A 22,677-nucleotide genomic window follows, 5' to 3' on the forward strand; every position below is an offset into this window, starting at 1 on the left:
GATTAACCAGCCAACTCATTCATGCGCTGTAACACGGCATTGAGGCCATTGCTGCGTGAAGGGGAGAGCTGACGACTCAATCCAAGCTGATTAAACCAATCCGGCAAATCCACCTGCTGCAACTCAACCGCCGACAACCCGTTCACCCGCGCCAGCAACAAGGCCACCAACCCGCGAATCAACCGTGCATCGCTGCTCGCGGCAAATTGCCAGTGACCGTCATCCAGCGCACCCACCAACCACACCTGGCTTTCACAGCCATGCACGCGGTTGGCGTCGACTTTTTCCACATCGCTCAAAGCGGGCAGACGGTCGCCCCATTGCATCAACAGCCGCGCCCGCTGTTCCCAGCCGGCAGCATTCTGAAAAACCTCCAGCGCCGCAACCGCATCGGCAGGCAAGTTCATCGCAACAACTCCAGCGCCTGATCCAGCGCTTCAAAGAACCGTTCCAAATCTTCGGAATCGTTGTACAGCGCCAACGACACCCGAATCGCCCCGGCCAATTCAAAGCTTTTCAACAATGGCATGGCGCAGTGGTGACCCGCGCGCACCGCGATCCCCTGTTCGGTCAGCAAATGCGCCAGATCAGAGTTATGCACACCCTCGACGACAAAACTGGCCAGCGCCAGTTGCGGCTTGCCCAGCAACCGAATGCCGTTGCGCGCCTCAAGGCCTTTGAGCAAATAGTCATGCAGCGCTGCTTCATGGGCGCAAACCGCGTCCTGATCGAGCCCCGCAAGATAATCCAGCGTCGCCCCCAAACCAATCACACCGGCAATCGGCGGCGTACCCGCCTCAAATCCCAGTGGCGCCGGGCGGAACCGTGCGCTGTGGTAATCCGCATCCAGCACCATTTCGCCGCCGAATTGCCAGTGGCGCAGTTGCTCAAGCGCTTCATTGCGACCGAACAGCACGCCCAGTCCGTCGGGGCCGTAGAGCTTGTGGCTGGAAAACACATAGAAGTCGCAACCCAGCGCTTGCACGTCGTGCCGGCCATGAACCACGCCTTGGGCGCCATCGACCACGGTCAGCGCGTTATGCGCCTTGGCCATCGTCAAGAGGGCGGGCAACGGCTGCCAGGCGCCGAGCACGTTGGACAACTGACTGACCGCCAGCAAGCGGGTTCGCGGACCGATTAACTGTGCGGCGGCATCAAGGTCGATCAAACCGTCGGCGTCCAGTGGCAGGATCACCAGCTTCAGGTCGCGACGGTGGGCCAGTTGCTGCCATGGCAACAGGTTGGCGTGATGCTCCAGGGCGCTGATGACAACTTCATCGCCCGGATTGAAAAGATGTTCCAGGCCATAAGCCAGGAGATTCAGCGCAGATGTTGCGCCGTGGGTAAAGATGATCTGCCCGCAATCGCCGGCATTGAGCCAATGGGCGACTTTGCTGCGGCTGGCCTCGAACGCCTGGGTGGCGTGGGCGCCGGGCAGGTGTTGCGCCCGATGCACGTTGGCCGCGCCGTTGGCGTAGTAATGCGTCAGGGCATCCAGCAGGGCTTGAGGTTTTTGCGTGGTGGCGGCGTTGTCCAGATACGTCTGGTCTTGCCGTTGCAATGCGGCGATGGCCGGAAAATCGGCGCGCCAGGGAGAGGCAATCATCATGCTATCGAGCCCTGTTAAACATGGGCGGGTGTACGCCTGAACCCGTAGGAGCAAAGCTTGCTCGCGATGCTTTTGACGGCCTCAAGGGCCCCATCGCGAGCAAGCTTTGCTCCTACAGGTCAGGTGATCGTTTGACGCTCTGCTTAGTTGTGAGCGTGCAGCGCTTCGTTCAGTTCGATGGCCGATTTGTGGGTTTTGCATTCCACGGCACCGGTTTCCGAATTGCGACGGAACAGCAGGTCAGGTTGACCAGCCAGTTCACGCGCCTTCACGACTTTGACCAGTTTGTTGTTTTCGTCCAGCAGCGCCACTTTGGTACCAGCGGTCACGTACAGGCCCGACTCAACGGTGTTGCGATCGCCCAACGGAATGCCGATACCGGCGTTCGCGCCGATCAGGCAGCCTTCGCCGACCTTGATCACAATGTTGCCGCCGCCCGACAGGGTGCCCATGGTCGAGCAACCGCCGCCCAGGTCCGAACCCTTGCCGACGAATACGCCAGCGGAAACGCGGCCTTCGATCATGCCCGGGCCTTCGGTGCCAGCGTTGAAGTTGACGAAACCTTCGTGCATCACGGTGGTGCCTTCGCCCACGTAGGCGCCCAGACGAATACGTGCCGCGTCAGCGATGCGCACGCCGGCCGGAACCACGTAGTCGGTCATTTTCGGGAACTTGTCCACCGAGAACACTTCCAGCAGCTCGCCACGCAGACGGGCTTCCAGTTGATGCTCGGCCAGTTCGGCCAGGTCGATTGCGCCCTGGCTGGTCCATGCCACGTTCGGCAGCAACGGGAAAACACCGGCCAGGTTCAGGCCGTGCGGCTTGACCAGGCGATGGGACAGCAGGTGCAGCTTGAGGTAGGCCTCAGGGGTGGAGGTCAATTGAGCGTCTTCGGCCAGAATGGTCGCGACCAGCGGCTTGTGACTCTCGGCCAGACGGGTCAGCAAGGCAGCCTGGGCAGCGTCGACGCTTTTCAGGGCTTCAGCCAGTTGCGACGCCTGAGCGGTACTGAACGCGATGGCCTGATTACCTTCGGTGTAGCCCAGAACTGGCGCGATGGCAGCGACGAGTTCGGCCGAAGGGTTGAGCAGTGGCTGCGCGTAAAACACTTCCAGCCATGCGCCTTGACGGTTTTGAGTGCCGACACCAAAGGCCAGGCTGAACAGGGTAGTGGACATGTTGATACCTCTAACAAAATGGAACGGGCTGCCTTACTTGAGCGCTGCCGCGTAGATATCTGGCTTGAAGCCAATCAGGGTTCGGTCACCGAGATCAAGCACCGGGCGCTTGATCATCGAGGGTTGTGCGAGCATCAGTTCGATGGCTTTCGGCTGGTCGAGATCGGTTTTGCGTTCGTCGTCGAGCTTGCGAAAGGTCGTGCCTGCACGGTTCAACACCACTTGCCAGCCGTGCTCGTTGCACCATTGGGTCAGGTGTTCACGGTCGATTCCGGCCGCTTTGTAATCATGAAAGTCATAGCTGACAGCGTGTTCATCGAGCCAGGTGCGCGCCTTTTTCATGGTGTCGCAGGCTTTGATGCCGAAAAGGTGCAACGTTTTGCTTGAAACGGTCAAGGAATTGCCCCCTTTGCAGGTGCTGAAAATAAAAGGTGACGGATTATGCCATGACCGGACGGTTTCGCGTCGGTCGTGGTCGGGTTTGTCTGTGGGTGATGGCGATCAGCTATTGCGTGCGACATTGGAGCAACGGCCCGCCCGCAGTCTAAGCGGCTAATGTGGCATTCAATGCTGTCGATTGTCTGGGAACCGCACTTTATGCAAATCGCCTGCATGGCCTTGCCGCAGTTGCTGCGCGGCATCGTCGGGGCCGTCTATAGACGCGGTCTTGAGGTGCGTCCGTTTGCCCACAGCCAATATAAAAGTGCCCGCACTGCGTTGCACAGTGCGGGCTGGGATATTTACTTGTTGCGGGTAATAAACTCGCGAATTCTCTTGGCCGCTTCTACACATTCGGCCAGCGGCGCGACCAGTGCCAAGCGCACGCGTCCGGCACCCGGATTGAAGCCATCAACTTCACGAGACAGATAAGAACCCGGCACCACGGTCACGTGTTCTTCAACGAACAGGTCACGGCAGAACGCCTCATCATCGCCGTCAACATTCGGCCACAAATAGAAACCGCCGTCCGGACGCTGCACATCCATCACCGGGCTGAGGATTTCCAGCACAGCATCGTACTTCTCGCGATACAGCGCACGGTTGGCGCGCACGTGCACTTCGTCATTCCATGCGGCAACGCTGGCCAGTTGGGTCTGAACCGGCATCGCGCAGCCGTGGTAGGTGCGATAGAGCAGGAAGCCCTTGAGGACGTCGGCATCACCGGCAACAAAACCGGAGCGCAGACCTGGCAGGTTGGAACGCTTGGACAGGCTGTGGAACACCACGCAACGCTTGAAGTCCTTGCGGCCCAGTTCCACACAGGCGCTGAGCAGACCGGCCGGCGGGGTTTGTTCGTCGAAGTACAGTTCGCTGTAGCACTCGTCGGCGGCGATCACGAAGTCGTATTCGTCGGCCAGGGCGATCAGCTTCTTCAGGGTTTCAACCGGGATCAATGCGCCGGTCGGGTTGCCCGGCGAGCACAGGAACAGGATCTGGCAGCGTTTCCAGATGTCTGGGGAAACGGCGTCGAAATCCGGGTTGAAGCCGTTTTCGTCCAGGCACGGCAGGTAATGCGGCTTGGCTCCGGCGAGGAACGCGGCGCCTTCGTAGATTTGATAGAACGGGTTAGGGCTGACCACCAGGGCATCGTCGCCGCGATTGACCACGGTCTGGGTGAACGCGAACAGCGCTTCACGAGTGCCGTTGACCGGCAGCACATTGCGCGCCGGGTCGAGCCAGCCATTCGGAACGCTGAAACGACGTTCGCACCAGGCGGCGATGGCTTCACGCAGGGCTGGAATGCCGAGGGTGGTCGGGTACACGGCCATCTTATCCAGATTGCTTGCCAGGGCTTCGGCGACAAAGCTTGGCGAACGGTGTTTCGGCTCGCCAATGGACAGCGCAATGGCGCGCTTGTCCGGGTTTGGCGTGACGCTGCCGAGCAGGGCGCGGAGCTTCTCGAACGGGTAGGGCTGCAACTGGTTCAGAGCGTTGTTCATCGGTGCGGGGTCTCGTTCAAAGCGGCTGAATCCTGACGCGCAATCAGATGCTGATGCGCGACAGTTTGATTTCTGATTCCTGGTTGACGGTCAGCTGTTCGACGATTGCATCCTGCAAGCGGCTGCACAGCAATGGGTCGGACAACGGCTGGTTGTTCGCGTCGGTGATGAAGAACACGTCTTCCACGCGCTCGCCCAAGGTGGCGATCTTGGCGTTCTGCAGCGACAAGTCGAACTCCAGGAAGATCGTGCCGATGCGTGCGAGCAGGCCCGGGCGGTCGGGCGCGCTAAGCTCCAGCACGGTCACCGGACGCTGGGCGTCGTTGTGGATCGTCACCTGTGGCGCAAACGCGAAATGCTTGAGCTGGCGCGGCACCCGACGCTGAATGATGGTCGGGTAGTCGTCCGGGTTGCGCAGGGCTTCGGTCAGGCCTTCGCGAATCTGTTTGACCCGCGTCGGGTTATCGCCGATCGAGTCGCCGTCGGTGTCGAGCACGATGTAGGTGTCGAGGGTGAACTGGCTGCTGGAGGTGATGACCCGGGCGTCGTGAATGTTCAGGTTGAGCTGGTCCATCGCGGCCACGGTCACTGCGAAGAAGTCGTGTTGATCCGGCGCATAGATAAAGATCTGCGTGCCGCCTTCGAACTCGCGCTGGGTGGTTTCCTTGATCAGCACCAACGGCCCGCCATCGGCCGGCTGCTGGAGGATCGCGTCGCTGTGCCAGGCCACGTCGCCGGCGGTGTGGCGCAGGAAGTAGTCATCGCCCAATTGCGACCACAGCTGCTCGACGTCGTCCGGATCGGTGCCGCCGCGTACCAGAATGTCCAGCGCTGCGCTCTGGGTCTGGCGAATCTGCTCTTCGCGGTCCACCGGGTTTTCCAGGCCGCGACGCAAGGCCCGCTTGGTCTCGGTGTAGAGCTGGCGCAACAGGCTGGCGCGCCAGGAATTCCACAGCGTCGGGTTGGTGGCGTTGATGTCGGCGACGGTCAGCACGTACAGATAATCGAGGTGGGTTTCGTCGCCGACGATCTGCGCGAAATCGTGGATGACCTGCGGGTCGGACAAGTCCTTGCGCTGGGCAGTGGTCGACATCACCAAATGATTTTGCACCAGCCAGACGATCAGGCGGCTGTCCCACACCGGCAATTGGTGGCGCTGGCAAAAAGCTTCGGCATCCACGGCGCCAATTTCCGAGTGGTCACCATGCCGGCCCTTGCCGATGTCGTGGTACAGACCGGCCAGGTAGATCAGCTCGGGTTTGGGCAGTTTGCCCATGAGCTTGCTGGCCAGCGGGAATTTCTCCGACACCTGGGTGTACTGCAACTTACGCAAATGTTTGATCAGGTTCAGGGTGTGAGCATCGACCGTATAGATGTGAAACAGGTCGTGCTGCATCTGCCCGACGATGAAGCCGAACTCCGGCAAGTAGCGCCCGAGGATGCCGTAACGGTTCATCCGTCGCAGGTTGCGGTGGATGCCGATCTTGCACTTGAACAGTTCGATAAACAGGCTGGTGTTGCGAATATCGTTGCGGAAATCGTCGTCGATCAGGTGACGGTTTTCTCGCAGCAGACGAATGGTGTCGGCGCGCACGCCTTTGATTTCCGGCTGCTGGGCCATCAGTACGAAGATTTCCAGCATGGCGAACGGTGTGCGGCGGAACACGTTGTCGTTGCGCGCCTCGATGTAACCGTCGTGCAGCTGGAATCGCGAGTTGATCGGCTGCGGCGGTGCTTCGTCTTCCGGTGCGAGGATGACTTCTTCGAAGTGCTGGATGATCAGGTCGCTGAGCTGGGCAATGCTCATGACCACCCGGTAATACTGCTGCATGAAGTTTTCGATGGCTTGCTTGGCGTCATCGCCTTTGAAACCCAGCAGCCCGGCGATGGTGCGCTGGTGATCAAACAGCAAGCGGTCTTCGGAGCGGCCAGCGAGCATGTGCAGGGCGTAACGAACCTTCCAGAGGAATTCCTGGGAGGAGGCCAGCAGGGCGTTTTCGCTCTCGACCAGGAAACCTTCGCCGGCCAGGGCCCGCAGGTTCAGGGTGCCGTACTCGCGACGGGCCACCCACAGAATCGTCTGAATATCCCGTAGGCCGCCGGGCGAACCTTTGACGTTGGGTTCCAGGTTGTATTCGGTGTCGTTGTACTTGTGGTGACGGGCCTTCTGCTCGGCGCGTTTGGCCAGGAAGAAGTCCTTGCTCGGCCACATGTGCGCGGTGCTGGTGACGTCCAGCATGCGCTGGCGCAAGCGCTCGGGGCCGCAGATGGTACGGCTTTCCATCAGGTTGGTGACGACCGTCAGGTCGGCGCGGGCCTCCTGGACGCATTCGTCCACGGAGCGAACGCTCTGGCCCACTTCAAGGCCGATGTCCCACAACAGCGTCAGAAAACGCTCGATGGAGTCTCGGAAAACTTCGTGATCGGCGCTGTCCAGCAGGATCAGCAAATCGATGTCGGAATAAGGGTGCAACTCACCGCGACCGTAGCCGCCGACCGCCACCAGAGCTATGTCGGCGTCTTCGCTCCAGTTGAACTGCTCCCAGGCCTTTTGCAGGATGTTATCGACGAACCAGGCGCGATCCTCGATCAACCGGCGAATGTCGCGGCCGCTGCGAAAGCGCTCGTCGAGCACCTCGCGGGCCTGGCGAATCGCCTTCTTGAAGGCCGCGATCGGGCTTGCCTTCAGGGCCAGTTCAGCCTGGAACTGGCCACGGTCGAAGAGTTCGGGATCCACCTGCGGCATTGATTGGCTTTCCTGTCTATAAGGCTGAGGAACTGCGCGCCCGGATCAGGCCGAAACGCGCGGGATGGTGTCGTCGGCGCGCAGGGTGAAGATCTCGTAACCGGTTTCGGTTACCAGCAGGGTGTGTTCCCACTGTGCCGACAGCTTGCGGTCCTTGGTGATTGCGGTCCAGCCGTCACCCAATACCTTAGTGTCGGCCTTACCCTGGTTGATCATCGGCTCGATGGTGAACGTCATGCCGGCTTTCAGCTCCATGCCGGTGCCGGCGCGGCCGTAGTGCAGGATCTGCGGCTCTTCGTGGAATACCTTGCCGATGCCGTGACCGCAGAATTCGCGAACCACGGAAAAACCGTTCTTTTCAGCGTGCTTCTGGATCACTTCACCGATGTCGCCCAGGCGGCAGCCGGGTTTGACGATTTCGATGGCCTTGTACATGCATTCCTGGGTCACTTGCGACAGGCGCTCGGCCCAGACCGGCACGGTGCCGACGTGGAACATGCGACTGGTGTCGCCGTGGTAGCCGTCCTTGATCACGGTGACGTCGATGTTCAGCGTGTCGCCATCTTTCAGCGGCTTCTCGTTCGGGATGCCGTGGCAGACCACGTGGTTGATCGAGGTGCAGATCGACTTCGGGAAGCCCTTGTAATTGAGCGGGGCAGGGATGGCTTTCTGCTCATTGACGATATAGTCGTGGCAGATGCGGTCCAGTTCTTCAGTGGTAATACCCGGCTTGACATGTTCGGCAATCATTTCCAGCACATCGGCGGCCAGTTTGCCGGCGATGCGCATTTTTGCGATGTCCTCTGGGGTTTTGAGGGTGACGGTCATACAGGCTCTCTCTGCGCTCGATGGCGCCTTCTAAAACGAAATGGGCGTTGCGCGATCGATCTTCGCGGCCCTTAAAAACGCGATTCTAACAGACGAGCAGCGCAAATCTGAGCCTCTGTGCATCGCTTCTCCTTATAGAATGGCGCATTCTTGGAGGATTCCAAGGGCTGGAACCAAAGCATGCACCTGGATTTAACAATCCGGGTTCCGTTTTTTTCTGCCTTGTGATATAAAATGCGCCGCTTTCCGGGGATCCCCTGAAAAGCCTAAATCCACACACGTGTCGACACGATGACCTGGGTGCCTTCAGCTGATGCTGCTGGTTGGTCATTGGGATACGTGGAGGCCAAACCCGACTTATTAAGGAACTATCATGTCCCAAGTCAACATGCGCGATATGCTGAAGGCCGGTGTGCACTTCGGTCACCAGACCCGTTACTGGAACCCGAAAATGGGTAAGTACATTTTCGGCGCGCGTAACAAGATCCACATCATCAACCTTGAAAAAACCCTGCCAATGTTCAACGAAGCTCTGACTTTCGTAGAGCGTCTGGCCCAGGGCAAAAACAAGATTCTGTTCGTCGGCACCAAGCGTTCCGCTGGCAAGATCGTTGCTGAAGAAGCAGCACGTTGCGGTTCGCCGTACGTCGATCACCGCTGGTTGGGCGGCATGCTGACCAACTTCAAAACCATCCGTGCTTCCATCAAGCGTCTGCGTGACCTTGAAGTGCAAGCCGAAGACGGTACTTTCGCCAAGCTGACCAAGAAAGAAGCGCTGATGCGCACTCGCGATCTTGAGAAGCTCGATCGTTCCCTGGGTGGTATCAAGGACATGGGCGGTCTGCCAGACGCACTGTTCGTTATCGACGTTGATCACGAGCGCATCGCGATCACCGAAGCCAACAAGCTGGGCATCCCGGTTATCGGCGTAGTCGATACCAACAGCAGCCCGGAAGGCGTTGACTACATCATCCCAGGCAACGATGACGCAATCCGCGCTATCCAGTTGTACATGGGTTCGATGGCTGACGCTGTTATCCGCGGTCGCAACCACGTTGCTGGCGGCACCGAGCAGTTCGTTGAAGAAGCTCCGGTAGCAGCAGCTGAGTAATTGACGCCCAGGCGTTGACTCAGTAAGCAAAAAGGGGGCTTGGCCCCCTTTTTGCCACCTCGAAAACCGTTTGTCGGCAGCGCAGTTACAGCCTTTGTAACCTGCAGCAGCCAGCAAGGGTGGTTCGGGAAGAATTGATCGCCCGTTCGATCGGGTGGAATGGTTGAAAACCTATCCAAGAGGAATTTTGAAATGGCAGAGATTACTGCAGCGTTGGTCAAAGAACTGCGCGAGCGTACTGGCGAAGGCATGATGGACTGCAAAAAGGCCTTGACCAAGGCTGGCGGCGACATCGAAAAAGCCATTGATGACATGCGTGCTTCGGGCGCCATCAAGGCTGCCAAGAAAGCTGGCAACGTTGCCGCTGAAGGCGCGATCGCTCTGAAGGAAGACGGTAAAACCGCCGTTCTGCTGGAAGTGAACTCGCAGACCGACTTCCTGGCTCTGCAGGACGACTTCAAGGCATTTGTTGCTAACAGCGTTGAAAAAGCGTTCGCTGACAAACTGACTGACGTCGCTCCGCTGATCGAAGCTCAAGAAGCTGATCGCCTGGTTCTGGTCGGCAAGGTTGGCGAAAACGTCAACATCCGTCGCCTGGCTCGCGTTGAAGGTGATGTTGTTGGTGGTTACCTGCACGGCAACAAGATCGGTGTTGCGGTTGTTCTCAAAGGCGGCACCGTTGAGCTGGCCAAAGACATCGCTATGCACGTAGCGGCCACCAACCCTGAATTCCTGCTGCCATCGGAAGTTTCCGCTGAAGCGGTCGAGCGCGAGAAAGGCGTGTTCCTGACCCTCAACGCTGACAAGATCGCTGGCAAGCCAGAAAACATCGTTGAAAACATGGTCAAAGGTCGTATCAGCAAGTTCCTGGCTGAAGCGAGCCTGGTTGAGCAGGCGTTCGTCAAGAACCCTGAAATCAAGGTTGGCGAACTGGCCAAGAAAGCCGGTGCTGAAATCGTTTCTTTCACCTACTTCAAAGTAGGCGAAGGCATCGAGAAGCCGGTCGACAACTTCGCTGAAGAAGTTGCTGCCCAGCTGGCTGCCGCCAAGCAATAAGACGGTTTTTTAACTGTCGCCCTGAAGAGGCTGCCCGCTCACGCGCGCAGCCTCTTTTCAGATGGGGCACCAATTTTTAATTGGTTTCCTTTTGGAACTGGCTTACAAAGCCATGTTCCGATGGCGCTGAAGCAGTGCCAAGTTAGAGTGAACGCCAGCTGTAAACAGCTCGCAAAGAATTTTTAAAATACGCCGCAGGAGAGATTCGCAATGGCTCAGCAGGGCAGTGGTTATCAGGCTCGCTATAAACGCATTCTACTCAAGCTTAGCGGCGAGGCCCTGATGGGCTCGGAAGAGTTCGGGATCGATCCGAAAGTTCTGGATCGCATGGCGCTGGAAGTCGGCCAACTGGTCGGCATCGGTGTTCAGGTCGGTCTGGTGATCGGCGGTGGCAACCTGTTCCGCGGTGCAGCGTTGAGCGCGGCCGGCATGGATCGGGTTACCGGCGACCACATGGGCATGCTGGCCACTGTGATGAACGCCCTGGCCATGCGCGATGCGCTGGAACGTGCCAATATCTCGGCCATCGTGATGTCGGCCATTTCCATGGTTGGCGTAACCGATCACTATGATCGCCGCAAAGCCATGCGCCACTTGAATGCCAAGGAAGTCGTGATTTTCGCGGCCGGTACCGGTAATCCGTTCTTCACCACGGATTCGGCAGCGTGCTTGCGTGCAATCGAAATCGATGCCGATGTCGTGCTCAAGGCGACCAAGGTCGATGGCGTTTATACCGCTGACCCATTCAAAGACCCGCATGCTGAGAAGTTCGATCATCTGACTTACGATGAAGTGCTGGATCGCAAGCTGGGCGTGATGGATCTGACCGCTATTTGCCTGTGCCGCGACCACAAGATGCCGTTGCGCGTATTTAACATGAACAAGCCCGGCGCCCTGCTGAATATCGTGCACGGCGGCGCTGAAGGGACCCTGATCGAGGAAGGCCAACAATGATCAACGAAATCAAGAAAGACGCTAAAGAGCGTATGCAGAAATCCGTCGAGTCGCTGATGCATAACTTTGGCCGTATTCGTACTGGCCAGGCGCATCCAAGCATTCTGGAAGGCGTGATGGTGCCGTATTACGGTTCCGACACTCCGATCAAGCAAGTGGCGAACATCACCGTCAAAGACGCCCGTACCCTGCAAGTCGTTGCCTTTGAGCGCAACATGCTCGGTGCTGTCGACAAGGCCATCGGTAGCGCGGGTCTGAACCTCAACCCGACCAACCTGGGTGAGTTGCTGCTGATCTCCATGCCGGCCCTGACCGAAGAAACCCGTAAGGGCTTCACCAAGCAGGCTCGCGATGTCGCTGAAGATGCCCGTGTTGCAGTGCGCAACATCCGTCGTGATGCGAACAGCCAGCTGAAGGATCTGGTCAAGGAAAAAGAAATCAGTGAAGACGAAGAACGTCGCGCCACTGGCGAGATCGATGATCTGACCAAAAAGTACGTGGCTGAAATCGACGCGAATTTGGCGCAGAAAGAAAAAGACCTGATGGCCGTATAAGGGTCACGTTTTAATGGATAAGACCAAGCAGACTGCACCGTCCGCGGTGCCGCGCCATGTCGCGATCATCATGGATGGTAATAATCGCTGGGCGAAAAAACGCTTTATGCCGGGTGTCGCCGGGCATAAAGCGGGCGTGGATGCAGTGCGTGCGGTGATTGAGGTGTGTGCCGAGGCCAAGGTCGAAGTACTGACCCTGTTCGCGTTCTCCAGCGAGAACTGGCAGCGCCCGGCCGATGAAGTCAGTGCCTTGATGGATCTGTTCTTCAAGGCGTTGCGTCGCGAGGCCAAGCGCCTAAACGACAACAACATCAGTTTGCGCATCATTGGTGACCGTTCACGTTTTCATCCGGAGCTTCAGGCTGCCATGCGTGAAGCTGAGGCAATGACGGCGGGCACCAATCGCTTCATTCTGCAGATCGCTGCCAACTATGGCGGGCAGTGGGATATCGCGCAGGCCGCACAGCGTCTGGCTCGGGAAGTCCAGGCCGGGCACCTGCGTCCGGAAGACATTACCCCGGAACTGTTGCAAACCTGTCTGGCGACCGGCGATTTGCCGTTGCCGGACTTGTGCATCCGTACCGGTGGCGAGCACCGCATCAGTAACTTCCTGCTGTGGCAACTGGCTTACGCCGAGTTGTACTTCTCCGACCTGTTCTGGCCGGACTTCAAACACGATGCCATGCGTACCGCGCTGGCCGATTTTGCTTCTCGGCAGCGCCGTTTCGGTAAAACGAGCGAGCAGGTCGAGGCTGGAGCCCGGGTTTAATGCTTAAACAACGAATCATCACTGCGCTGATCCTGCTGCCGATTGCCTTGTGCGGATTTTTCCTGCTCGAGGGCACCGGTTTTGCGCTGTTCATCGGGCTGGTCGTGACCCTCGGTGCATGGGAGTGGGCTCGCCTGGCGGGCTTCACTGAGCAGCCGATCCGCCTTGCCTATGCGGCTGTGGTCGCGCTGATGCTGTTTGTCATGCATATCGTGCCTGGGCTCGCGCCTTGGGTGTTGGGCGCTTCGGTGCTTTGGTGGGGTGTTGCAACCTACCTGGTGCTGACATATCCGCGCTCCAGCGAACTTTGGTCCAGCGCTGCCTGCAAGCTGGTGATCGGTCTGCTGATCCTGCTGCCCGCCTGGCAAGGTCTGGTTCAGATCAAGCAGGAGCCTTTGGGTAACTGGCTGATCATGGTGGTGATGGTGCTGGTCTGGGGCGCTGATATCGGTGCTTATTTCTCTGGTCGGGCTTTTGGCAAGCGCAAGCTGGCGCCACAGGTCAGTCCCGGCAAAAGCTGGGAGGGCGTCTACGGCGGCCTTGTAGCGAGTCTGGTCATTACTGTCATTGTCGGTCTGGTTCGAGACTGGACGGTGGCGCAGCTGTTCAAAGGTCTGATGGGTGCAGCCATCATCGTGTTTATCTCGGTGGTAGGTGATCTCACCGAAAGCATGTTCAAGCGTCAGTCCGGGATCAAGGACAGCAGTAATCTGCTTCCGGGGCACGGCGGCGTGCTGGACCGTATCGACAGCCTGACGGCAGCGATTCCGGTGTTTGCCGTGCTGCTGTGGATGGCGGCACCGTGAGCCGCCCGCAGCAGATTACCGTCCTGGGGGCGACCGGTTCGATTGGTCTGAGCACGCTTGACGTCATCGCTCGCCATCCTGAGCGTTATCAGGCTTTCGCCTTGAGCGGTTTCACCCGTCTGAGCGAGCTGTTGGCCCTGTGCGTTCGTCATACGCCGCGGTTCGCCGTGGTACCTGAGGCGGGTGCTGCCCGAGGCTTGCAGGACGACTTGCGCGCCGCAGGTCTGTCGACTCGCGTGCTGGTGGGAGAGGAAGGCCTGTGTCAGGTTGCTTCCGATCCTGAGGTCGATGCGGTCATGGCGGCCATCGTTGGCGCTGCGGGCTTGCGACCGACTCTGGCAGCGGTCGAAGCCGGCAAGAAAATCCTCCTGGCCAACAAAGAAGCACTGGTGATGTCCGGTGCGCTGTTCATGCAGGCTGTGCGCAAGAGTGGTTCGGTGCTGCTGCCGATCGACAGCGAGCACAACGCGATTTTCCAGTGCATGCCGCAGGATTTCGCTCGTGGACTGGGTGCCGTCGGGGTGCGTCGGATTTTACTCACAGCCTCTGGTGGTCCGTTCCGACAGACACCTATGGCTGAACTGGTGCATGTTTCCCCTGAGCAAGCGTGTGCCCATCCGAACTGGTCCATGGGGCGCAAGATTTCGGTGGATTCGGCCAGCATGATGAACAAGGGGCTGGAGCTGATCGAAGCCTGCTGGCTGTTTGATGCCAAGCCGTCCCAGGTCGAAGTGGTGATTCATCCTCAAAGCGTGATTCATTCGCTGGTCGATTACATCGATGGTTCGGTATTGGCCCAGTTAGGTAACCCTGACATGCGCACGCCGATCGCCAACGCGCTGGCCTGGCCGGAGCGAATCGACTCGGGTGTTGCGCCGCTGGACCTGTTTGCAATTGCGCGGCTGGACTTCCAGGCGCCTGATGAAGAGCGATTCCCGTGTCTGCGCCTTGCGCGTCAGGCGGCCGAATCCGGCAATAGCGCGCCGGCCATGCTGAATGCGGCGAATGAAGTGGCGGTCGCGGCCTTTCTCGACGGGCGGGTTCGCTACCCGGAAATCGCGAGTATCATCGAAGAAGTGTTGAATCTCGAGCCCGTGGTTGCGGTTGACGATCTCGAGGCAGTGTTCACGGCCGACACGAAAGCGCGAGTACTGGCCGAACAATGGTTGAGTCGTCTCGGGCGGTAAGTGCTGCAATACGTTGACCCATGCGGCACTGGACAGGATTGCGGAGAAAGTAGATGAGCGCGCTCTATATGATTGTCGGCACCCTGGTGGCTTTGGGTGTGCTGGTTACCTTCCACGAATTCGGCCATTTCTGGGTCGCACGTCGCTGTGGGGTCAAAGTGCTGCGTTTCTCCGTGGGCTTCGGTATGCCGTTGCTGCGCTGGCACGACAAGAAAGGCACTGAGTTCGTCGTTGCCGCGATCCCGCTGGGCGGTTACGTGAAAATGCTCGACGAGCGCGAAGGCGAAGTGCCGGCCGATCAGCTCGATCAAACCTTCAATCGCAAATCCGTCCGCCAGCGTATCGCTATCGTATCGGCGGGTCCGATTGCCAACTTTTTACTGGCGATGATTTTTTTCTGGGTGCTCGCCATGCTCGGCAGCGAGCAGGTGCGCCCGGTCATTGGTGCGGTCGAATCCGGCAGTATCGCTGCCAGGGCTGGTTTGAGCGCGGGCCAGGAAATCATTGCCATCGATGGCGAGCCAACTTCCGGCTGGGCCGCGGTGAACCTGCAGTTGGTCCGTCGTCTTGGGGAGAGCGGTTCCCTGCAGTTGCTGGTCCGTGATCAGGGTTCCACAGTGGATTCGCCCCGTGAGCTGATGCTGGATAAATGGCTCAAGGGTGCCGATGAGCCTGATCCGATTCGTTCGTTGGGCTTGCGCCCTTGGCGTCCGGCGCTGCCACCGGTCCTGGCTGAACTAGACCCGAAAGGCCCGGCACAGGCTGCAGGCCTGAAGACCGGTGACCGACTGTTGGCTCTGGACGGCAAGTCGCTTGATGACTGGCAGCAGGTGGTGGACACGGTCCGTATGCACCCTGATACCAAAATCATGCTGCGCGTCGAGCGTGATGGTGCTCAAATCGACGTCCCTGTGACGCTGGCTGCTCGCGGCGAGAAGAAGGCACCCAGTGGTTATCTGGGGGCTGGGGTGAAGGCAATTGATTGGCCGCCAGAGATGATTCGCGAAGTTAGTTATGGTCCTGTGGCCGCGATTGGGGAGGGTGCTCGACGCACCTGGACCATGAGCGTACTAACCCTCGATTCGCTCAAGAAAATGTTGTTCGGTGAGCTCTCGGTAAAAAACTTGAGTGGACCGATAACCATTGCTAAAGTGGCGGGCGCTTCTGCCCAGTCGGGTGTCGCTGATTTCCTGAATTTCCTTGCTTATCTGAGTATTAGCTTGGGGGTTCTGAATTTGTTGCCCATTCCTGTACTGGATGGGGGGCATTTGTTGTTTTATCTGATCGAGTGGGCGCGTGGTCGCCCCTTGTCGGATCGGGTGCAGGGTTGGGGGATACAGATCGGTATCAGTTTGGTGATCGGGGTGATGTTGCTTGCTCTTGTCAATGATCTGGGTCGACTGTAACGCTTCGCTGAATTGCGAATCTGCCGCATTTTGCGGCAGTTTGTTTATTGCCAGTTGGAATAAGAAAGGACTTCATGAAACGTCTGCTGCTAACTGCGGTTCTCACCGTATTGATGATCGCCGAAGTTCACGCCGAGTCCTTCACTATCTCTGATATTCGCGTCAATGGCCTCCAGCGGGTCTCCGCGGGTAGCGTCTTTGGTGCTTTGCCGTTGAACGTCGGTGAACAGGCGGATGATCGTCGCCTGGTGGAATCCACTCGTGCGTTGTTCAAAACCGGTTTCTTTCAAGATATCCAGCTGGGCCGCGATGGCAACGTCCTGGTCATCACGGTAGTCGAACGCCCGTCGGTCGCCAGTATCGAGATCGAGGGTAACAAGGCGATCTCCACTGAAGACCTGATGAAAGGCCTCAAACAATCCGGTCTGGCCGAAGGCGAGATCTTCCAGCGCGCCACCCTCGAAGGTGTGCGTAACGAGCTGCAACGTCAATACGTCGCTCAGGGTCGCTACTCGGCCACCGTCGACACCGAAGTGGTGCCGCAGCCGCGTAACCGCGTTGCGTTGAAGGTCAATATCAACGAAGGCACCGTTGCTGCTATCCAGCACATCAACGTGGTGGGTAACACCGTCTTCCCTGAAGAAGACCTGATCGACCTGTTTGAACTCAAGACCACCAACTGGCTGTCGTTCTTCAAGAACGATGACAAGTACGCTCGTGAAAAACTGTCCGGTGACCTGGAGCGTCTGCGCTCCTACTACCTGGACCGTGGCTATATCAACATGGATATCGCTTCGACCCAGGTGTCCATCACCCCGGACAAGAAGCACGTCTATATCACCGTCAACGTCAATGAAGGCGAGAAGTACACCGTCCGTGACGTCAAGCTGAGCGGCGACCTGAAAGTCCCTGAAGACCAGGTCAAGTCCCTGCTGCTGGTCCAGAAAGGCCAGGTGTTCTCGCGCAAGCTGATGACCACCACGTCCGAACTGATCACCCGTCGTCTGGGTAACGAGGGTTATACCTTCGCCAACGTCAATGGCGTGCCTCAGCCTCACGATGAAGACCATACCGTCGACATCACATTCGCCGTCGATCCGGGCAAGCGTGCTTACGTGAACCGCATCAACTTCCGTGGCAACACCAAGTCCGAAGACGAAGTGCTGCGCCGTGAAATGCGTCAGATGGAAGGTGGCTGGGCTTCGACTTACCTGATCGATCAGTCCAAGACTCGTCTTGAGCGTCTGGGCTTCTTCAAGGAAGTCAACGTCGAAACACCGGCCGTGCCGGGCGTCGACGACCAGGTAGACGTGAACTACAGCGTTGAAGAACAGGCCTCCGGTTCGATTACCGCCAGCGTCGGTTTTGCCCAGAGCGCCGGTCTGATCCTCGGTGGTTCGATCACTCAGAACAACTTCCTGGGTACGGGTAACAAGGTCAGCATCGGCTTGACTCGCAGTGAATACCAGAGCCGTTATAACTTCGGTTATGTCGACCCGTACTGGACTGCTGACGGTGTGAGCCTGGGTTACAACGCGTTCTATCGCACCACTGACTACAAAGACCTCGACGTCGATGTAGCCAGCTATGCCGTAGACAGCCTGGGTGCAGGCGTGAGCGTCGGTTACCCGATCAGCGAGACTTCGCGTCTGACCTTCGGCCTGACTGCGCAACAAGACAAGATCAAGACCGGTCAATACACCGTTGACGAGATCTTCGACTTCGTTAACAAGGAAGGCGACAACTACCTGAACTTCAAGGCTTCGGCCGGCTGGTCCGAATCCACACTGAACAAAGGCGTATTGGCGACCCGTGGTCATTCCCAAAGCCTGACACTGGAAACCACCACGCCTGGTAGTGACCTGTCGTTCTTCAAGCTTGATTACCGTGGCCAGTTGTTCCAGCCATTGTCTGAAAACTACACCATGCGCCTGCACACCGAACTGGGCTATGGCGATGGTTATGGTTCTACCGATGGCTTGCCGTTCTATGAAAACTACTATGCTGGTGGTTTCAACTCGGTTCGTGGCTTCAAGGACAGCACTCTCGGTCCTCGCAGTACCCCAAGTCGCGGTGCGGCTGTGACGGGTAACACCGGCACGCTCGCCGACCCGGACCAGGATCCGCTGCCGTTCGGTGGTAACGTTTTGATCCAGGGTGGTGTCGAGGTTCTGTTCCCGCTGCCATTCGTCAAGGATCAGCGTTCCCTGCGTACTTCGGTATTCTGGGATGTGGGTAACGTATTCGACTCCAAGTGCGATAAAACGACGAACGCCAATGTCGGTTCAACCGCTCAAACAGCGTGTAACGATATCAGCCTGAGCAACATGGCCAGCTCCGTCGGTGTAGGCGTGACCTGGGTTACCGCACTGGGTCCTCTGAGCTTCGCGTTGGCCATGCCGGTCAAGAAACCGGATGACGCTGAGACTCAAGTGTTCCAATTCTCCCTCGGCCAGACGTTCTAAGCGTCTGACCCAAGATAACGACAATGGATTTTGTAGGAGTGCATCGTGCGTAAGTTGACTCAATTGGTTCTCCTGGCGACCGTACTGGTAGCAGGCCCGGCTTTTGCCGACATGAAAATCGCCGTTCTGAACTATCAGATGGCTCTGCTGGAATCCGATGCGGCCAAGAAGTACGCCGTTGATGCCGAGAAGAAGTTCGGCCCACAGCTGACCAAGCTCAAGACTCTGGAAAGCAGTGCCAAAGGTATCCAGGACCGTCTGATGGCCGGCGGCGACAAGATGCAGCAAGGTGAGCGTGAACGCCTGGAGCTCGAGTTCAAGCAAAAGGCCCGCGACTTCCAGTTCCAGTCCAAGGAACTGAACGAAGCCAAAGCCGTTGCCGACCGTGAAATGCTGAAACAGCTCAAGCCGAAACTGGACAGCGCTGTGGAAGAAGTCATCAAGAAAGGTGCTTATGACCTGGTCTTCGAGCGTGGCGCAGTGATCGATGTCAAGCCTCAGTACGACATCACTCGCCAGGTTATCGAGCGCATGAATCAGCTGAAGTAACCATGACAGCGACTATAAAGCTCGGCCAATTGGCCGAGTTCCTCGGCGCCACACTGCGTGGCGACCCGGAGAAAGAAATTACTGGGCTAGCCACTTTGCAAGAGGCTGGCCCAGCTCAGTTGAGCTTTCTCGCAAACCCCCAATACCGTAAATACCTGGCGGACAGCCGGGCCGCAGCGTTGTTGCTGAAGGCCGCTGATGCTGAAGGTTTTGCAGGTAATGCGCTGGTCGTGCCTGATCCGTATCTGGCCTACGCGCGGATTTCCCATCTGTTCGATCCCAAGCCAAAGGCCGCTGTCGGTATTCATCCGACCGCCGTTGTGGCGGCGGATGCGGTGGTCGATCCGGCGGCGAGCATTGGCGCCTTTGCGGTGATCGAAAGCTGCGCGCGTATTGCTGCGGGTGTGACCGTTGGCGCGCACTGCTTCATCGGTGCCCGCTGCGAGATTGGCGAGGGCGGTTGGTTGGCCCCGCGAGTCACGCTGTATCACGACGTGCGCATCGGTAAGCGGGTGGTGATTCAATCCGGCGCTGTCCTCGGTGGCGAAGGCTTCGGTTTTGCCAATGAGAAAGGTGTCTGGCAGAAAATCGCCCAGATCGGTGGTGTGCTGGTCGGTGACGACGTGGAGATTGGCGTGAATACCGCTATCGATCGCGGTGCACTGGCCGATACCGTTCTGGGTAACGGTGTGAAGCTCGACAACCAGATTCAGATCGCCCACAACGTGCAGGTCGGTGATCACACCGCCATGGCCGCGTGTGTGGGCATCTCCGGCAGCACTAAAATCGGCAAGCATTGCATGCTCGCCGGTGGCGTAGGGCTGGTGGGACATATCGAAATTTGCGACAACGTTTTCATCACCGGGATGACCATGGTGACCCATTCGATTACGGAAAAGGGTTCCTATTCTTCCGGTACAGCCATGCAACCGGCAGCCGAGTGGCGCAAAAGCGCGGCACGCATCCGTCAGCTCGATGACATCGCGCGGCGGTTACGACAGCTGGAAAAGCGAGTAGGGGAAGTGACCCCTGACGGTAATGCTTCATCAGATGGCTGATACCATTTCCATATCAAGTGTGCACAGCCGCTAGACTGCCTCCTTGATTTGCTAGAGGGGTGCGCGTCAGTCGCGCCTCCCAATCTTTACATAGGCTTCCCCCCGAAATGATGGACATCAACGAGATTCGCGAATACCTGCCTCACCGTTACCCGTTCCTGCTGGTGGACCGGGTCGTGGATCTGGATGTGGAAGGCAAGCGCATTCGCGCCTACAAGAATGTCAGCATCAACGAACCGTTCTTCAATGGTCACTTCCCTGCGCATCCAATCATGCCGGGTGTGTTGATCATCGAAGCGATGGCTCAGGCTGCCGGTATCCTTGGCTTCAAAATGCTTGACGTGAAGCCAGCCGACGGCACGCTCTACTACTTCGTCGGCTCCGACAAACTGCGTTTTCGCCAGCCCGTCACCCCAGGCGATCAGTTGATCCTCGAAGCCCGCTTCATCAGCTGCAAGCGTCAGATCTGGAAGTTCGAGTGCCAGGCTTCGGTCGATGGCAAGCCAGTCTGCTCTGCTGAAATCATCTGCGCGGAACGCAAACTATGAGTTTGATTGACCCTCGCGCAATCATCGATCCGACGGCTATCCTGGCCGACGGCGTCGAGGTCGGCCCTTGGTCGATCATCGGTGCAGGTGTGGAAATCGGCGAGGGGACAGTGATCGGGCCGCATGTGATTCTTAAAGGCCCGACCCGAATCGGAAAGCACAACCGCATCTACCAGTTTTCTTCGGTAGGTGAGGACACGCCCGATCTGAAATACAAAGGTGAAGAAACTCGCCTGGTCATCGGTGACCACAATGTCATCCGTGAAGGCGTGACGATTCACCGTGGGACCGTTCAGGACCGTTCTGAAACGACCCTGGGCGATCACAATCTGATCATGGCTTATGCCCACATCGGCCACGATAGCGTCATCGGCAACCACTGCATCCTGGTCAATAACACCGCATTGGCGGGCCATGTGCACGTTGAAGACTGGGCGATCCTGTCCGGTTTTACCCTGGTTCACCAGTATTGCCATATCGGCGCCCACAGCTTTTCCGGTATGGGCACGGCCATCGGCAAGGACGTCCCGGCGTACGTTACGGTATTCGGCAACCCGGCCGAAGCACGCAGCATGAACTTCGAAGGCATGCGTCGTCGCGGTTTCAGCGAAGATGCGATTCACGCGCTGCGTCGTGCCTACAAGGTGGTTTATCGCCAGGGCCTGACGGTCGAACAGGCACTCGCCGAGCTGGCCGAGACTTCGGATCAGTTCCCGGAAGTCGCGGTATTCCGTGATTCCATCCAGTCTTCGACCCGCGGCATCACTCGTTAATCATGGCTAATCTGCGTATTGCGCTGGTGGCGGGTGAGGCTTCCGGCGACATTCTTGGCGCGGGTCTCATGCGCGCACTCAAGGCACAGCATCCGGCAGTCGAGTTCATCGGTGTCGGTGGTCCGCTGATGCAGGCCGAAGGCCTGACTTCGTATTTTCCGATGGAACGTCTTTCGGTCATGGGCCTGGTGGAAGTGCTGGGTCGCTTGCGCGAGTTGCTGGCACGCCGCAAGAAGCTGGTTGCCGACCTGATCGCCGAGAAGCCGGACGTGTTCATCGGTATCGATGCCCCGGACTTCAACCTCAATATCGAACTCAAGCTGCGTCAGGCCGGGATCAAGACCGTGCATTACGTGAGCCCGTCGGTTTGGGCGTGGCGGCAGAAACGGGTGCTGAAGATTCGTGAAGGCTGCGATCTGATGCTGACGCTGTTCCCGTTCGAAGCGAAATTCTATGAAGAGAAGGGCGTGCCGGTGCGGTTTGTCGGGCATTCCCTGGCTGACGCCATCCCGCTGGAGGCCGACCGTGCCGCCGCGCGGGCTGAACTCGGTTTGCCCGACGGGCCGCTGGTTGCTCTGATGCCCGGCAGCCGCGGTGGCGAAGTTGGCCGACTCGGTGCGTTGTTTCTCGATACGGCCCAGCGTCTGCGAGCCCTGCGCCCTGGTGTGCGGTTCGTCATGCCTTGCGCTGGCCCCGAGCGCCGCAAGCAACTTGAAGAGCTGCTGGCGGGCCGAGATCTGCCGCTGACATTGCTCGATGGCAAATCCCACCTGGCCCTGGCGGCCTGCGACGCGGTACTGATTGCCTCCGGAACGGCGACGCTTGAAGCGTTGTTGTACAAACGGCCGATGGTGGTCGCCTACCGCTTGGCACCGCTGACGTTCTGGATTCTCAAGCGCATGGTGAAAAGTCCCTACATCTCCTTGCCGAACCTGCTGGCCCAGCGTCTGTTGGTGCCCGAGTTGTTGCAGGACGATGCGACGGTTGAAGCCTTGGCCCAAACGCTGTCGCCACTGATCGAAGGCGGTGAAGAACAGACCCGCGGCTTCGATGAAATCCACCGGACCCTTCGTCTGGATGCCTCCAACCAGGCTGCAGATGCAGTGTTGAACCTGATCGGCCAAGTACAATGAGTAAAAC

General features: G+C 58.4%; 21 protein-coding genes. 14 read left to right on the forward strand and 7 right to left on the reverse strand.

The genetic code is table 11. From position 1 onward, the window contains the following. Positions 1-2: 2 nt before the first annotated feature. The 7 genes from PMI27_RS08110 to map form a co-directional block, all read right to left on the reverse strand. Complete coding sequence (locus PMI27_RS08110) at positions 3-407, reverse strand: SufE family protein (RefSeq protein WP_008146691.1); 405 nt, start codon at positions 405-407, stop codon at positions 3-5. After that, the gene (locus PMI27_RS08105; protein ID WP_008146689.1) at positions 404-1,609 is read right to left on the reverse strand and encodes an aminotransferase class V-fold PLP-dependent enzyme; all 1,206 of its coding nucleotides are present in this window, start codon (positions 1,607-1,609) and stop codon (positions 404-406) included. The genes PMI27_RS08110 and PMI27_RS08105 overlap by 4 nt, the downstream gene beginning before the upstream one ends. 143 nt (positions 1,610-1,752) lie before the next feature. Next, the gene (gene dapD, locus PMI27_RS08100) at positions 1,753-2,787 is read right to left on the reverse strand and encodes a 2,3,4,5-tetrahydropyridine-2,6-dicarboxylate N-succinyltransferase (RefSeq protein WP_008146687.1); all 1,035 of its coding nucleotides are present in this window, start codon (positions 2,785-2,787) and stop codon (positions 1,753-1,755) included. 33 nt (positions 2,788-2,820) lie between these two features. Continuing rightward, a complete protein-coding gene (locus PMI27_RS08095) occupies positions 2,821-3,183 on the reverse strand; it encodes an ArsC family reductase (RefSeq protein ID WP_008146686.1) in 363 nt (120 codons plus the stop codon). A gap of 344 nt (positions 3,184-3,527) precedes the next feature. Further along, the gene (gene dapC / locus PMI27_RS08090) at positions 3,528-4,727 is read right to left on the reverse strand and encodes a succinyldiaminopimelate transaminase (RefSeq protein ID WP_008146680.1); all 1,200 of its coding nucleotides are present in this window, start codon (positions 4,725-4,727) and stop codon (positions 3,528-3,530) included. A 43-nt stretch (positions 4,728-4,770) separates the two neighbouring features. Next, a complete protein-coding gene (locus PMI27_RS08085; protein ID WP_008146678.1) occupies positions 4,771-7,473 on the reverse strand; it encodes a [protein-PII] uridylyltransferase in 2,703 nt (900 codons plus the stop codon). Positions 7,474-7,518: 45 nt separating this feature from the next. Beyond that, positions 7,519-8,301, reverse strand: a complete 783-nt coding sequence (map, locus tag PMI27_RS08080; protein WP_008146676.1) for a type I methionyl aminopeptidase — start codon at positions 8,299-8,301, stop codon at positions 7,519-7,521. Between the two features lie 373 nt (positions 8,302-8,674). Here map and rpsB point away from each other — a divergent pair, with 373 nt between their 5' ends. The 14 genes from rpsB to lpxB all read left to right on the forward strand — a co-directional run bounded on the left by rpsB (position 8,675) and on the right by lpxB (position 22,670). Then, complete coding sequence (gene rpsB, locus PMI27_RS08075; protein WP_003219330.1) at positions 8,675-9,412, forward strand: 30S ribosomal protein S2; 738 nt, start codon at positions 8,675-8,677, stop codon at positions 9,410-9,412. A 192-nt stretch (positions 9,413-9,604) separates the two neighbouring features. After that, positions 9,605-10,468 (forward strand): translation elongation factor Ts, encoded by an 864-nt coding sequence (tsf, locus tag PMI27_RS08070; RefSeq protein ID WP_008146669.1) that lies wholly within the window; start codon positions 9,605-9,607, stop codon positions 10,466-10,468. A 210-nt stretch (positions 10,469-10,678) separates the two neighbouring features. Next, positions 10,679-11,422, forward strand: coding sequence for a UMP kinase (gene pyrH, locus PMI27_RS08065; RefSeq protein ID WP_003172271.1), 744 nt, complete (start codon positions 10,679-10,681; stop codon positions 11,420-11,422). Further along, complete coding sequence (frr, locus tag PMI27_RS08060; protein ID WP_008028968.1) at positions 11,419-11,976, forward strand: ribosome recycling factor; 558 nt, start codon at positions 11,419-11,421, stop codon at positions 11,974-11,976. The genes pyrH and frr overlap by 4 nt, the downstream gene beginning before the upstream one ends. Before the next feature lie 13 nt (positions 11,977-11,989). Beyond that, positions 11,990-12,745 (forward strand): polyprenyl diphosphate synthase, encoded by a 756-nt coding sequence (gene uppS / locus PMI27_RS08055; protein ID WP_008146663.1) that lies wholly within the window; start codon positions 11,990-11,992, stop codon positions 12,743-12,745. Continuing rightward, positions 12,745-13,551 (forward strand): phosphatidate cytidylyltransferase, encoded by an 807-nt coding sequence (locus PMI27_RS08050; protein WP_008146660.1) that lies wholly within the window; start codon positions 12,745-12,747, stop codon positions 13,549-13,551. Before uppS ends, PMI27_RS08050 begins: the two co-directional genes overlap by 1 nt. Further along, on the forward strand, positions 13,548-14,738 hold the full coding sequence (gene ispC / locus PMI27_RS08045; RefSeq protein WP_008146659.1) for a 1-deoxy-D-xylulose-5-phosphate reductoisomerase: 1,191 nt from the start codon (positions 13,548-13,550) through the stop codon (positions 14,736-14,738). The genes PMI27_RS08050 and ispC overlap by 4 nt, the downstream gene beginning before the upstream one ends. A gap of 53 nt (positions 14,739-14,791) precedes the next feature. Continuing rightward, on the forward strand, positions 14,792-16,144 hold the full coding sequence (rseP, locus tag PMI27_RS08040; RefSeq protein ID WP_008146658.1) for a sigma E protease regulator RseP: 1,353 nt from the start codon (positions 14,792-14,794) through the stop codon (positions 16,142-16,144). A gap of 74 nt (positions 16,145-16,218) precedes the next feature. Then, positions 16,219-18,609 carry an outer membrane protein assembly factor BamA gene (gene bamA / locus PMI27_RS08035; protein WP_008146657.1) on the forward strand — a complete coding sequence of 797 codons (2,391 nt, stop codon included), beginning with the start codon at positions 16,219-16,221 and terminating at the stop codon, positions 18,607-18,609. A gap of 45 nt (positions 18,610-18,654) precedes the next feature. After that, positions 18,655-19,158: an OmpH family outer membrane protein gene (locus PMI27_RS08030; RefSeq protein ID WP_008146656.1), complete on the forward strand. Its 504-nt coding sequence runs from the start codon at positions 18,655-18,657 to the stop codon at positions 19,156-19,158. A 2-nt stretch (positions 19,159-19,160) separates the two neighbouring features. Continuing rightward, complete coding sequence (gene lpxD, locus PMI27_RS08025; RefSeq protein ID WP_024164588.1) at positions 19,161-20,216, forward strand: UDP-3-O-(3-hydroxymyristoyl)glucosamine N-acyltransferase; 1,056 nt, start codon at positions 19,161-19,163, stop codon at positions 20,214-20,216. A gap of 107 nt (positions 20,217-20,323) precedes the next feature. Beyond that, positions 20,324-20,764: a 3-hydroxyacyl-ACP dehydratase FabZ gene (fabZ, locus tag PMI27_RS08020; protein ID WP_008154051.1), complete on the forward strand. Its 441-nt coding sequence runs from the start codon at positions 20,324-20,326 to the stop codon at positions 20,762-20,764. Beyond that, positions 20,761-21,537: an acyl-ACP--UDP-N-acetylglucosamine O-acyltransferase gene (lpxA, locus tag PMI27_RS08015; RefSeq protein WP_008154049.1), complete on the forward strand. Its 777-nt coding sequence runs from the start codon at positions 20,761-20,763 to the stop codon at positions 21,535-21,537. Before fabZ ends, lpxA begins: the two co-directional genes overlap by 4 nt. Before the next feature lie 2 nt (positions 21,538-21,539). Beyond that, the gene (lpxB, locus tag PMI27_RS08010; protein WP_008154047.1) at positions 21,540-22,670 is read left to right on the forward strand and encodes a lipid-A-disaccharide synthase; all 1,131 of its coding nucleotides are present in this window, start codon (positions 21,540-21,542) and stop codon (positions 22,668-22,670) included. Positions 22,671-22,677: the final 7 nt, after the last annotated feature.

The sequence above is a fragment of the Pseudomonas sp. GM41(2012) genome (assembly GCF_000282315.2).
In the GTDB taxonomy this organism is placed as follows: Bacteria; Pseudomonadota; Gammaproteobacteria; order Pseudomonadales; family Pseudomonadaceae; genus Aquipseudomonas.